Annotated in this window: 12 protein-coding genes; 9 read left to right on the top strand and 3 right to left on the bottom strand. The window is 55.1% G+C overall.

The genetic code is table 11. From position 1 onward, the window contains the following. Position 1: 1 nt before the first annotated feature. Genes OGX99_RS13035 through hycI form a run of 6 tightly spaced genes read left to right on the top strand, consistent with a single transcriptional unit; the run spans position 2 to position 4841 of the window. Positions 2 to 925 (top strand): respiratory chain complex I subunit 1 family protein, encoded by a 924-nt coding sequence (locus OGX99_RS13035; protein ID WP_003825914.1) that lies wholly within the window; start codon positions 2 to 4, stop codon positions 923 to 925. Between the two features lie 17 nt (positions 926 to 942). Further along, positions 943 to 2652, top strand: a complete 1710-nt coding sequence (gene hycE, locus OGX99_RS13030; protein WP_252838664.1) for a formate hydrogenlyase subunit HycE — start codon at positions 943 to 945, stop codon at positions 2650 to 2652. Between the two features lie 9 nt (positions 2653 to 2661). Beyond that, entirely contained in the window at positions 2662 to 3204 is a 543-nt protein-coding gene (hycF, locus tag OGX99_RS13025; protein WP_003846595.1) for a formate hydrogenlyase subunit HycF, read from the top strand. After that, entirely contained in the window at positions 3204 to 3971 is a 768-nt protein-coding gene (hycG, locus tag OGX99_RS13020; protein WP_286543776.1) for a formate hydrogenlyase subunit HycG, read from the top strand. Before hycF ends, hycG begins: the two co-directional genes overlap by 1 nt. Further along, on the top strand, positions 3968 to 4378 hold the full coding sequence (locus OGX99_RS13015; RefSeq protein ID WP_005130585.1) for a formate hydrogenlyase maturation HycH family protein: 411 nt from the start codon (positions 3968 to 3970) through the stop codon (positions 4376 to 4378). The genes hycG and OGX99_RS13015 overlap by 4 nt, the downstream gene beginning before the upstream one ends. Then, positions 4371 to 4841 carry a hydrogenase maturation peptidase HycI gene (gene hycI / locus OGX99_RS13010; RefSeq protein WP_151224245.1) on the top strand — a complete coding sequence of 157 codons (471 nt, stop codon included), beginning with the start codon at positions 4371 to 4373 and terminating at the stop codon, positions 4839 to 4841. Before OGX99_RS13015 ends, hycI begins: the two co-directional genes overlap by 8 nt. Positions 4842 to 4896: 55 nt before the next feature. Here hycI and OGX99_RS13005 read toward each other — a convergent pair whose 3' ends face one another. The 3 genes from OGX99_RS13005 to ascF form a co-directional block, all read right to left on the bottom strand. Beyond that, complete coding sequence (locus OGX99_RS13005; protein WP_151218200.1) at positions 4897 to 5136, bottom strand: SymE family type I addiction module toxin; 240 nt, start codon at positions 5134 to 5136, stop codon at positions 4897 to 4899. 172 nt (positions 5137 to 5308) lie between these two features. After that, positions 5309 to 6733 (bottom strand): 6-phospho-beta-glucosidase, encoded by a 1425-nt coding sequence (locus OGX99_RS13000; protein ID WP_151224243.1) that lies wholly within the window; start codon positions 6731 to 6733, stop codon positions 5309 to 5311. Positions 6734 to 6755: 22 nt separating this feature from the next. Continuing rightward, complete coding sequence (gene ascF, locus OGX99_RS12995; protein ID WP_286543774.1) at positions 6756 to 8210, bottom strand: PTS cellobiose/arbutin/salicin transporter subunit IIBC; 1455 nt, start codon at positions 8208 to 8210, stop codon at positions 6756 to 6758. A gap of 264 nt (positions 8211 to 8474) precedes the next feature. Here ascF and OGX99_RS12990 point away from each other — a divergent pair, with 264 nt between their 5' ends. The 3 genes from OGX99_RS12990 (at position 8475) to hypF (ending at position 12559) form a co-directional block, all read left to right on the top strand. Then, positions 8475 to 9488, top strand: coding sequence for a LacI family DNA-binding transcriptional regulator (locus OGX99_RS12990; protein ID WP_151224446.1), 1014 nt, complete (start codon positions 8475 to 8477; stop codon positions 9486 to 9488). A gap of 145 nt (positions 9489 to 9633) precedes the next feature. Continuing rightward, positions 9634 to 10179 (top strand): electron transport protein HydN, encoded by a 546-nt coding sequence (gene hydN, locus OGX99_RS12985; RefSeq protein ID WP_003037366.1) that lies wholly within the window; start codon positions 9634 to 9636, stop codon positions 10177 to 10179. A 139-nt stretch (positions 10180 to 10318) separates the two neighbouring features. Then, a complete protein-coding gene (hypF, locus tag OGX99_RS12980) occupies positions 10319 to 12559 on the top strand; it encodes a carbamoyltransferase HypF (RefSeq protein WP_286543772.1) in 2241 nt (746 codons plus the stop codon). The last annotated feature ends 19 nt before the right edge of the window (positions 12560 to 12578 follow it).

The raw sequence follows: 12578 nt of genomic DNA, 5'->3' as shown, positions 1-12578 counted from the left end.
AATGAGTGTTTTATATCCGTTAATTCAGGCGCTGGTGCTGTTTGCCGTTGCGCCGCTGCTTTCCGGTGTTACCCGCGTGGCGCGTGCGCGTTTGCACAATCGCCGCGGTCCGGGCGTTTTGCAGGAATACCGCGACATTATCAAACTGCTGGGGCGTCAGAGCATTGCGCCTGCGGATTCCAGCTGGGTTTTCCGCCTGACGCCGTTTGTGATGGTGGGCGTGATGCTGACTATCGCCACTGCGTTGCCGGTAGTGACCGTTGGCTCACCGCTGCCGCAACTGGGCGATCTGATCACCTTAATTTATCTGTTCGCTATCGCCCGCTTCTTCTTCTCTATCGCGGGACTGGATACCGGTAGCCCGTTTACCGCCATTGGTGCCAGCCGCGAAGCGATGCTCGGCGTATTGGTTGAACCCATCCTGCTGCTGGGCCTGTGGGTTGCAGCGCAGGTTGCCGGTTCAACCCATATCAGCAACATCGCCGATACCATTTACCACTGGCCTGCTGCGCGAAGCATCCCGCTGATTCTGGCGCTGTGCGCCTGCGCTTTTGCCACTTTTATCGAAATGGGCAAACTACCGTTCGATCTGGCGGAAGCCGAGCAGGAACTGCAGGAAGGCCCATTGACCGAATACAGCGGCAGCGGTTTTGCGGTGCTGAAATGGGGCATTAGCCTTAAGCAATTGGTTGTTCTGCAAATGTTCGTTGGTGTGTTCTTGCCGTGGGGACAGATGGAAACCTTCACCGCCGGGGGGCTGCTGTTGGCGTTGGTGATTGCCGTCGTCAAACTGGTTCTCGGCGTGCTGGTTATCGCCCTGTTCGAAAACAGCATGGCGCGTCTGCGTTTTTGCGCCACTTCACGCGTGACCTGGGCCGGTTTTGGGTTTGCGTTTTTAGCGTTCGTCTCCTTGCTGGTGGCGTGATTTAAGAGAGTTTGAGCATGTCTGAAGAAAAATTAGGTCAACACTATCTCGCTGCGCTGCATCAGGCCTTTCCGGGCGTGGTGCTGGATGAAGCCTGGCAGACCAAAGATCAGCTGACGATCACCGTCAAGGTGAACTACCTGCCGGAAGTGGTGGAGTTCCTGTACTACAAACAGGGCGGCTGGTTGTCCGTGCTGTTTGGTAACGACGAACGTCAGCTGTGCGGCCATTACGCCGTTTACTACGTGATGTCGATGGAGCAGGGCACCAAGTGCTGGATAACCGTCCGCGTTGAAGTCGATGCCAATAAGCTGGAGTTCCCGTCCGTCACGCCGCGTGTTCCGGCTGCGGTCTGGGGTGAGCGCGAAGTGCGCGATATGTACGGTTTGATCCCGGTTGGTTTGCCGGATGAGCGCCGTCTGGTACTGCCTGATGACTGGCCGGACGAACTCTATCCGCTGCGTAAAGACAGCATGGATTATCGTCAGCGCCCGGCGCCGACTACCGATGCTGAAACCTACGAGTTCATCAACGAACTGGGCGACAAGAAAAATAACGTGGTGCCGATCGGCCCGCTGCACGTCACCTCTGATGAACCAGGTCACTTCCGTCTGTTCGTTGACGGCGAGAACATCATCGACGCCGACTACCGTCTGTTCTATGTCCATCGCGGCATGGAGAAACTGGCGGAAACCCGTATGGGTTACAACGAAGTGACGTTCCTGTCAGATCGCGTGTGTGGTATCTGCGGCTTTGCGCATAGCACCGCCTATACCACCTCCGTTGAGAATGCGATGGGCATCGTGGTGCCGGAGCGTGCGCAGATGATCCGCGCCATTCTGCTGGAAGTTGAGCGTCTGCACTCACATCTGCTGAACCTCGGTCTGGCCTGTCACTTCACCGGTTTTGACTCCGGCTTTATGCAGTTCTTCCGCGTGCGTGAAACGTCGATGAAGATGGCGGAGATCCTCACCGGGGCACGTAAAACTTACGGTCTGAACCTGATCGGCGGTATCCGTCGTGATCTGCTGAAAGAAGATATGATCCAGACCCGTCAACTGGCGCAGCAGATGCGTCGTGACGTGCAGGAACTGGTCGATATGCTGCTCAGCACGCCAAACATGGAACAGCGTACGGTCGGTATTGGTCGTCTGGATCCGGAAATTGCCCGCGACTTCAGTAACGTCGGCCCGATGGTTCGCGCCAGCGGCCACGCGCGCGATACCCGCGCCGATCACCCGTTTGTTGGCTATAGTCTGCTGCCGATGGAAGTTCATAGCGAGCAGGGCTGCGACGTTATTTCTCGTCTGAAAGTTCGTATTAATGAAGTCTATACCGCACTGAATATGATCGACTTTGGTCTGGATAACCTGCCGGGCGGTCCGCTGATGGTAGAAGGCTTTACTTATATTCCTCACCGTTTTGCACTGGGCTTTGCTGAAGCGCCGCGCGGAGATGATATCCACTGGAGTATGACCGGCGATAACCAGAAACTGTATCGCTGGCGTTGCCGTGCGGCGACCTACGCCAACTGGCCGACGCTGCGCTACATGCTGCGTGGCAATACCGTTTCCGATGCACCGCTGATTATCGGTAGCCTCGATCCTTGCTACTCCTGTACTGACCGTATGACCGTGGTTGATGTGCGTAAGAAGAAGAGCAAAGTCGTGCCGTACAAAGAACTTGAGCGCTACAGCATCGAGCGTAAAAACTCGCCGCTGAAATAAGGAATCGCCATGTTTACCTTTATCAAAAAAGTCATCAAAACCGGGGCGCCGACGTCGTCGTATCCGCTGGAGCCGATTGCGGTCGATAAAAACTTCCGTGGCAAACCGGAACACAATCCGCAGCAGTGTATTGGCTGCGCGGCCTGTGTGAATGCGTGCCCGTCGAACGCGCTGACGGTTGAAACCGATCTGGTCACCAATGAACTGGCGTGGCAGTTCAACCTTGGTCGCTGCATCTTCTGCGCCCGCTGCGAAGAAGTTTGCCCGACGGCGGCAATCAAGCTGTCGCAGGAGTATGAGCTGGCGGTGTGGAAGAAAGAGGATTTCCTGCAGCAGTCTCGCTTTGCGCTGTGTAATTGCCGCGTATGTAACCGCCCGTTTGCGGTACAAAAAGAGATTGATTACGCCATTGCGTTGCTGAAGCACAACGGTGATTCCCGTGCGGAAAACCACCGCGAAAGCTTTGAGACCTGCCCGGATTGTAAGCGCCAGAAATGCCTGGTGCCGTCTGACCGTATTGAACTGACTCGCCATATGAAAGAGGCCAGCTGATGAGCAATTTATTAGGCCCACGTGATGCCAACGGTATTCCGGTACCGATGACGGTGGATGAATCCATTGCCAGCATGAAAGCGTCGCTGCTAAAAAGCATCAAGCGTTCAGCGTACGTTTACCGTGTGGACTGCGGCGGCTGCAACGGTTGCGAAATCGAAATCTTCGCCACGCTCTCTCCGTTGTTTGACGCCGAACGCTTTGGCATCAAAGTGGTACCGTCCCCGCGCCATGCGGATATCCTGCTGTTTACCGGCGCGGTAACACGTGCCATGCGCTCTCCGGCGCTGCGCACCTGGCAGTCTGCGCCAGACCCGAAAATTTGTATCTCTTACGGTGCCTGCGGCAACAGCGGCGGTATCTTCCACGACTTATACTGCGTATGGGGCGGCACGGACAAAATCGTACCGGTGGATGTGTATATCCCTGGCTGCCCGCCAACGCCTGCGGCCACGCTGTACGGTTTTGCCATGGCGCTTGGTCTGCTGGAACAGAAAATTCACGCGCGTGCGCCGGGTGAACTGGATGGGCAGCCCGCCGAAATTCTGCATTCGGATATGGTTCAACCGCTGCGCGTGAAGATCGATCGCGAGGCGCGCCGTCTGGCGGGCTATCGCTATGGTCGCCAGATTGCTGATGATTATATGACGCAGTTAGGCCAGGGCGAGCACCAGGTGGCGCGCTGGCTGGAAGCGGAAAACGATCCGCGTCTGACCGAGATCGTTACGCATCTTAACCATGTTGTTGAAGAGGCACGTATCCGATGAGTGAAACGGTGGTGTTCAGCCAACTGAGCCGTAAGTTTATTGATGAGAACGATGCAACGCCCGCCGAGGCGCAGCAGGTTGTCTATTACAGCCTGGCGATTGGTCACCACCTTGGGATCATCGATTGCCTGGAAGCGGCGTTAACCTGTCCGTGGGATGACTATCTGGCGTGGATTGCCACGCTTGCCGAAGGCAGTGAAGCCCGCCGGAAAATGGAGGGCGTGCCGAAGTACGGCGAGATCGTCATCGATTTCAACCATGTACAAATGCTGGCGCGTGCGTTCGATGATGCGCGTGCCGTGCAAACCCCGCAGCAGCAGGAGTGGAGCAAACTGATGCTCAGCATGTTGCACGACATCCACCAGGAAAGCGCCATCTATCTGATGGTGAGGAGACATCGTGACTGACGTTTTATTATGTGTGGGTAACAGCATGATGGGCGACGACGGCGCGGGTCCCCTGCTGGCTGAAATGTGTGTCGCAAATCCTCAAGGCAACTGGGTTGTCATCGACGGCGGTAGCGCGCCGGAGAACGACATTGTCGCCATCCGTGAACTGCGTCCGCAACGTTTGTTGATTGTTGATGCTACCGATATGGGGCTGAACCCAGGTCAAATCCGCATTATCGATCCCGATGACATTGCCGAGATGTTCATGATGACCACTCACAACATGCCGCTGAACTACCTGGTTGATCAGCTGAAAGACGATGTTGGCGAGGTGATTTTCCTTGGTATTCAGCCGGATATTGTTGGTTTTTATTACCCAATGACACAACCAATCAAGGATGCGGTCGATACCGTCTATCAGCGGTTAGCTGGCTGGGAAGGGCACGGTGGATTCTCCGAGCTTGAAGCGCCGGAAGAGTAAACCGTATCAGTGCCGGATGGGAGTGACATCCGGCCTGTTTCCCCGCCTATCCTCGTTACTCAATGGCCTGCTCAATAATTAATTTCCCCTGGGTCACTGACACACTCACTGCTGTTCCGGTAGGAAACCCTGCTTGTTCCAGCCAGTCGCCGTTCAGTGTGAGTGAAGCGTGCCGACTGATTCGTCGCGTGTAACCCGTTTTGGGATCCTCATGGCGTTTTCTGACATATCCAACAGTTAAACGACGGACGGGTTTGGTGATAGCCACTGCTGCTGTGCCATTTTTATCAGACATGCGCGCTTCCTTATGGTGAGCGACCAGGATTAAAAACTACTGAATAAAATGCCAGTAAAAAAGCGTGGGGGCAAACCTGAAACGGGAAGGACGGTTCCACATTTTGAATGCAATAAATGAAATGAAAATACGCACGTCTGCCGGAGGGCTGTGGACCCCTCCGGCAGGCCCTTCACGCCAGATCGACGCCGTTGCTGGCGATCACTTTTTTGTACCACCAGAATGATTTCTTGCGGGTGCGCGCCAGCGTGCCGTTGCCCGTATCATCGCGGTCCACATACACAAAACCGTAGCGTTTACTCATCTCACCGGTTGAGGCAGAAACCAAATCAATACAGCCCCATGTGGTGTAACCCATCAGCGGCACACCATCTTCAATAGCGTCAGCCATCGCGCGAATGTGTTCGCGTAAATAGCTGATGCGGTAGTCGTCATTGATCTCGCCGTTAGCATCAATTTCATCTTTCGCCCCCAGCCCATTTTCCACCAGAAACAACGGTTTCTGGTAGCGGTCATACATCATATTCATGGTAATGCGCAGACCAAGCGGATCGATGCCCCAGCCCCATTCGCTGGCGGCAATGTACGGATTACGCAGCGACTTCACCACGTTGGCGGCGCTGGTATTGCCGGTGTTCATTTCCGCCGAGGCACAGCGTGATGCGTAGTAGCTAAACGAGACAAAATCGACGGTGTTTTTCAGGATATCGTCATCTTCCGGGGCTTTTTCTATCACCACGCCCTTTTCGCGAAACACGCGGGCAGAGTAAGCGGGATAAGCCCCGCGCGCCTGCACATCAATAAAGAACAGGTTTTCGCGGTCTTTTTCCAGCGCGGTCCACACATCTTCTGGTTTACAGGAATAAGGATAAAAATTACCGCCAGCCAGCATACAACCGACCTGGTTTTGCGGATTAATTTCATGGGCTATTTTCGTCGCCAGGGCGCTGGCAATAAGTTCGTGGTGAGCGGACTGATATTTCACCTGATCCTGATTTTCACCTTCTTCAAATACCAGCCCGGCGCCTGAAAAGGGGCTGTGCAACATAATGTTGATTTCGTTGAACGTCAGCCAGTATTTCACCAGCCCATCAAAAGCCTCGAAGCAGGTACGGGCGTAGCGGGTAAAGAACTCAACCATTTTGCGGTTACGCCAGGAGCCGTACTCGGTGACCAGATGCATCGGCACATCGAAGTGACACAGCGTGACCAGCGGTTCAATACTGTATTTTTTACACTCGGCAAATACCGCCCGGTAAAACGCGATACCCTCTGCATTCGGCGTCAGCTCATCGCCGTTGGGGTAGAGACGGCTCCAGGCAATGGAAGTACGAAAAACCGTAAACCCCATTTCCGCCATCAGCGCGATATCCTCTTTGTAGCGATGATAAAAATCGATCGCCTGATGGCTGGGATAAAATTCGTTATCCCGCAGCGCAAAGCGCTTTTCCTGACCCAGCTTGACGGGCATCCGATGTGTGCCGTGGGGGATCATATCGACGGTAGTCAGTCCTTTGCCGCCTTCCCGGTATGCCCCTTCAGACTGGTTGGCGGCCAGTGCGCCGCCCCATAAAAATCCTTGCGGAAAAACAGACATAATTAACCTCAGTTCATACCAGTCAAATGCTGGCTCCATTGATATTGCCCGGTTGTGCGGCCAGGTTTTTTCTGGCCTGCGCGGCTGCATCTTCGACAGGGATATCTTCAAAGCCCAGAATCAGCGTTAATACAAAGGAAAGCACTACCGCCAGCGCCATCACGCCAAACACCCAAACGATGGTCATCGGATTGGCCGGATCGAAAAACTGTACGCTGGTGAACAAGCCAGGAGCCGCCATGGAATGACTCGCCAGCCCGGCCATCCCGGCAACGGCACCGCAGATAAAACCGCTGATAAGGCTTGCAATCAGCGGTCGTTTCAGGCGGATTGCCACGCCATACAGCGCAGGTTCGGAAATGCCCGCCATGATGGCGGAGGCGGCTGCCGCTAACGCCGTCTGACGCAGTTCCGGGTTTTTGGTTTTCCATGCCACTGCCAGCGATGAACCGCCTAACGACAAGTTGGCGCCGATTTCTGACGGCATCACCATGCCTTCTTTCCCGGTTTCAGCAATGGTCTGAATAATGGTTGGGGTGAAGACGCGATGCATGCCGGTCATCACCAGCAGCGGCCACAATGCGCCCATAATGGCCACCGACAGCCAGCCGAGATAGCCGTGAATGGTATAAACCAGCGCGGAAATTGCGCTACCGATCCAGATACCGATCGGGCCAATGATGACGATGGCGAGCGGCGCGGCGATCAGCACGATTAGCATTGGTTTAAGGAAGTTTTTGGTTACCGCCGGAGTGATGCTATCCACCCAACGTTCGATGTATGACAGGCACCAGGTCATCACCAGCGCCGGGATCACCGTGTAGGTGTATTTCACCGCCGTCACCGGGATCAGGGCAAACTCAACGTGCTCACCCTGCGCAGCCTTCGCCATCAGATCGATGAAGCTGGGGTGCACCAGTACGCCTGCGATGGCGATTGCCAGCGACATGTTGGTTTTGAATTTGATAGCGGCCGACGCGGCGACCATCAGCGGCAGGAAGAAAAATGCGCCGTCACCGATAACGGTCAGAATGGTGAGCGTGGACGATCCTTTCTCCAGCACGCCGGTCATTTCGAGGATCATTGCCAGCAGCTTGAGCATTGATCCGCCGATAATAGCCGGGATCAACGGCGACATGGTGCCGATCAGCGCGTCGAGGATCCCCGCGCCAATCCGCTTCAGTGTCAGTCGGGGTTTGGTTTGCGGCTCAGCAGGCTGCATATTGGCAGGCAACAGGCTGACCACTTCGCGATACGCCTGCGAAACGGTGTTGCCGATGATCACCTGGCACTGGTTATCGCTACGCACCACGCCAAGTACGCCAGAGAGCGTCTTCAGCGTCGCGCTGTCGACCTGCGAGTCATCTTTGATAACGAAACGCAAACGGGTCATACAGTGGGTCACTGCTGTGATGTTGTCAACGCCTCCCAGAGCCGTCACAACGGAGCGCGCCAGCGCTGCATAATTCTTGGACATCGGATTTAATCCTGTTTTATCAGTAGGGTACGTTATTTTTTATCCGTTTACGTTGGGTCGCTTTTCTGGGTTATGAAACGCAGACAGGAAACCGGTTCCACAAAATAATGTTTAAATTATGAATAATGAGCAAGATTTAATTTTGATCATTTTTTGTAATTGTGACTCCGATCACCAGATGTCAGCGTCTGCGATTTAGCAGCGAGGACAGCGGCGAAACGGTGCAGTACACTGCGTCACATTGAGAAATAAGGGATGAGTAATATGACCACTATGCTGGAGGTGGCGAAGCGTGCCGGCGTGTCGAAAGCGACGGTTTCCCGGGTGCTTTCTGGGAACGGCTACGTCAGCCAGGAGACCAAAGACCGCGTGTTTCAGGCCATTGAAGAGAGTGGTTATCGCCCTAACTTGCTGGCGCGCAGTCTGGCGGCGAAAACCACGCAGACGCTGGGACTGGTGGTGACGAACACCCTTTATCACGGTGTCTATTTCAGCGAGCTGCTGTTTCATACCGCACGTATGGCGGAGGATAAGGGACGTCAGCTGTTGTTGGCTGATGGTAAGCACAGCGCTGAGGAAGAGCGCCAGGCGATCCAGTACTTGCTCGACTTACGCTGCGATGCGATTATGATTTATCCGCGTTTTCTCAGCGTGGATGAGATAGACGATATCATCGACGCCCATAGTCAGCCGATTATGGTGCTTAATCGACGTCTGCGGAAAAACACCAGCCACTGCGTGTGGTGCGATCAAAAACAGACCAGCTTTAACGCCGTCACTCAGCTCATTGCCGCCGGACACAAAGAGATTGGATTTATTACCGGCTCGATGGATTCACCTACCGGCGTGGAGCGACTTTCAGGCTATAAAGACGCGCTGGCACATCATGGAATTGCGCTTAATAATGAATTGATTGTTAAAGGAAAGTGGACGCCAGCCTGCGGTGCTGCGGGTGTGGATACTTTGCTTTCGCGTAAGGTCAATTTTACCGCGCTGGTGGCCAGCAATGACGATATGGCGATCGGCGCGATGAAGCAGTTGCACGCCCGTGGTGTGTGCGTGCCTTTACAGGTCTCGGTGATTGGCTTCGATGATATCGCCCTCGCGCCATATACGATTCCTGCGCTTTCCAGTGTCAAAATCCCCGTGACGGAAATGATCCAGGAAACGATTGGACGGCTGATCTTTATGCTGGGGGACGGGGTATTTACCCCGCCAAAAACCTTCACCGGTGAACTCATTCACCGCGACTCTGTTGCGCCGCCCGTTTCGTCCTGACGGCTGTCATTTGTCATCGTCACTAGTGACGATGACACGCTTTCCTTGTAGACATCAAAATAAAAAACCTTTAAGAACAGTAGATTAAAATCTGGCACGATTTGTGAATGCTTCGGCAGATATTCTGTCATTGCTGGAGAAATTGATGAACCGTTTCATCATTGCAGACGCCAATAAATGCATTGGTTGCCGTACCTGTGAAGTGGCCTGCGTGGTATCCCATCAGGATAACCAGGACTGCGCATCGCTGACCCCTGAAACTTTTTTACCCCGCATTCACGTCATCAAAGGCGTTAATGTCTCCACGGCGACATTGTGCCGCCAGTGTGAAGATGCGCCGTGCGCTAACGTCTGTCCGAACGGTGCAATCAGCCGTGATAAAGGCTTTGTCCACGTAATGCAGGAACGCTGTATTGGCTGTAAAACCTGCGTTGTGGCTTGTCCTTATGGCGCAATGGAAGTGGTTGTGCGCCCGGTTGTACGTAACAGTGGGGCTGGCCTGAACGTCCGTGCAGAAAAAGCCGAAGCCAATAAGTGCGACCTGTGCCACCATCGCGAGGCCGGTCCTGCCTGTATGGAAGTCTGCCCGACTCACGCGCTGATTTATGTGGATCGCAATAAGCTTGAACAACTGAGCGCTGAAAAACGCCGTCGCGCGGCGCTGGATTCCACCGCATCTTTGCTGTTCTGATATCTGAAAATCCGCGTAAAATACGTGCCTGATGGCGCTGTGCTTGTCAGGTCTACAAAGGAGTAACGTAGGCCGGATAAGGCGAAGCTGCCATCCGGCAAACGGACATTTCAGGGATACATTACCGCGGGAATTCATCATGACAATAAACACCCACACCGGCGTACAGTTGCGTATTCGCGGCAAGGTACAGGGCGTTGGATTTCGCCCCTACGTCTGGCAACTGGCGCAGCGGTTACAGCTGCATGGCGACGTGTGTAACGACGGTGACGGTGTGGTTGTGCGCTTGCAGGAAGATCCGGCGGAATTTATTGCGCAGTTGCACCAACACTGCCCGCCACTGGCGCGCATTGATAGCGTTGAGCGCGAATCGTTCGCCTGGACGCAACAGCCTGCCGATTTCACTATTCGGCAAAGCGCTGGCGGTTCGATGAATACGCAGATCGTTCCGGACGCCGCGACCTGTCCCGAATGTCTGATTGAAATGAGCACCCCCGGCGAACGCCGTTATCGTTATCCTTTTATCAACTGTACCCACTGCGGTCCGCGCTTCACCATTATTCGTGCAATGCCGTATGACCGTCCCTTTACCGTCATGACCTCATTCCCACTGTGTTCACAATGCGAAGCGGAATACCGCGATCCATATGATCGTCGTTTTCATGCGCAGCCTGTCGCTTGCCCAGCGTGTGGCCCGCATCTTGAGTGGATAAGTGCAGATCTGCGGGCGGAAAAAGAAGCAGCGTTGCAGGCGGCGGTATCGCGACTCAAAGCGGGCGGAATTGTGGCCGTTAAAGGCATTGGCGGGTTTCATCTGGTGTGCGATGCGCGCAATGATGACGTCGTCGCGCTGCTCAGGCTGCGCAAACACCGCCCGGCGAAACCGTTGGCGGTAATGCTACCAACTGATGACGGACTACCTGAACCCGCGCGTCGTTTGCTCACAACCCCCGCTGCGCCGATCGTGCTGGTGCAAAAACGCTATGTCGCTGCATTGAGCGAGGGCATTGCGCCAGGGTTAACGGAAGTGGGCGTCATGCTGCCCGCGAATCCGTTACAGCATTTGCTCTTGCAAGAGATGAATTGCCCGCTGGTGATGACCTCCGGCAATCTTAGCGGCAGGCCGCCTGCTATTACCAATGCGCAGGCGCTGGAAGATTTAAGTGAGATTGCCGATGGTTTTTTGCTGCATAACCGCGAAATTGTGCAGCGGATGGATGACTCCGTGGTGCGCGACAGCGGGGAAATGCTGCGTCGTTCCCGGGGTTACGTGCCGGATGCGGTCGCGCTGCCGCCGGGATTTCGCGACGTGCCGCCGATGCTGTGCTTAGGTGCGGATCTGAAAAATACTTTCTGCCTGGTGCGCGGCGAACAGGCGGTTATCAGCCAGCATTTAGGCGATCTCAGCGATGACGGCATTCAGCAACAGTGGCGTGATGCGCTGCGTCTGATCCAGAACATTTATGATTTTACGCCACAGCGTATCGTGCATGATGCACACCCTGGCTATGTTTCCAGCCAGTGGGCCAGTGAAATGAATCTGCCAACCGAAACAGTACTGCATCACCATGCGCATGCTGCAGCATGTCTGGCCGAGCACGGCTGGCCGCTCGACGGAGGTGACGTGATTGCTCTGACGCTGGACGGCATCGGCATGGGGGAAAATGGTGCGCTGTGGGGAGGTGAGTGTTTGCGGATCAACTATCGTGAATGCGAGCACCTTGGCGGCTTACCGGCGGTAGCGCTGGCGGGCGGCGATTTAGCGGCAAAACAGCCATGGCGCAATCTGCTCGCGCAATGCCTGCGTTTTGTTCCTGACTGGCAGCGTTACCCGGAAACATCGGGGCTACAGCATCAAAACTGGAACGTACTGGCGCGCGCCATTGAGCGGGGAATCAATGCCCCGCTGGCATCGTCGTGCGGGCGCTTGTTTGATGCGGTTGCCGCCGCGTTGCATTGTGCGCCGGAATCGTTGAGTTATGAAGGTGAGGCGGCCTGCACGCTGGAGGCGCTGGCATCGCGGTGTGCAGGTGTTGATCACCCTGTTACGGTGCCGCTTAATGGCAATCAACTGGACTTAGCGATTTTTTGGCAGCAATGGCTCACCTGGCAGACCGACCCTGCAGAAAGAGCGTGGACGTTTCACGACGCGCTGGCGCGTGGTTTTGCCACGCTGATGCGTGAGCAGGCCGAAGCGCGCGGAATTAAAACGTTAGTATTCAGCGGTGGCGTGATGCATAACCGCTTATTGTCGGCCCGTCTGGCGTTTTATCTGCGTGATTTTACCTTACTGTTCCCGCAGCGTTTACCGGCGGGCGACGGCGGGTTGTCATTGGGGCAGGGCGTGATTGCCGCGGCGCGGGTGTTGACGCAAAAATAAAAAAAGCCCCGGGACTGGC

This window comes from Citrobacter sp. Cu096 (assembly GCF_030332285.1).
Taxonomy (GTDB): domain Bacteria; phylum Pseudomonadota; class Gammaproteobacteria; order Enterobacterales; family Enterobacteriaceae; genus Citrobacter; species Citrobacter meridianamericanus.
This window is presented reverse-complemented; position numbering and strand designations above follow the sequence as displayed.

Coding starts and splice junctions, on each gene's coding strand:
- OGX99_RS13035 (WP_003825914.1), top strand. CDS start 2: ATGAGTGTTTTATATCCGTTAATTCAGGCGCTGGTGCTGTTTGCCGTT.
- hycE (WP_252838664.1), top strand. CDS start 943: ATGTCTGAAGAAAAATTAGGTCAACACTATCTCGCTGCGCTGCATCAG.
- hycF (WP_003846595.1), top strand. CDS start 2,662: ATGTTTACCTTTATCAAAAAAGTCATCAAAACCGGGGCGCCGACGTCG.
- hycG (WP_286543776.1), top strand. CDS start 3,204: ATGAGCAATTTATTAGGCCCACGTGATGCCAACGGTATTCCGGTACCG.
- OGX99_RS13015 (WP_005130585.1), top strand. CDS start 3,968: ATGAGTGAAACGGTGGTGTTCAGCCAACTGAGCCGTAAGTTTATTGAT.
- OGX99_RS13005 (WP_151218200.1), bottom strand. CDS start 5,136: ATGTCTGATAAAAATGGCACAGCAGCAGTGGCTATCACCAAACCCGTC.
- OGX99_RS13000 (WP_151224243.1), bottom strand. CDS start 6,733: ATGTCTGTTTTTCCGCAAGGATTTTTATGGGGCGGCGCACTGGCCGCC.
- ascF (WP_286543774.1), bottom strand. CDS start 8,210: ATGTCCAAGAATTATGCAGCGCTGGCGCGCTCCGTTGTGACGGCTCTG.
- OGX99_RS12990 (WP_151224446.1), top strand. CDS start 8,475: ATGACCACTATGCTGGAGGTGGCGAAGCGTGCCGGCGTGTCGAAAGCG.
- hydN (WP_003037366.1), top strand. CDS start 9,634: ATGAACCGTTTCATCATTGCAGACGCCAATAAATGCATTGGTTGCCGT.
- hypF (WP_286543772.1), top strand. CDS start 10,319: ATGACAATAAACACCCACACCGGCGTACAGTTGCGTATTCGCGGCAAG.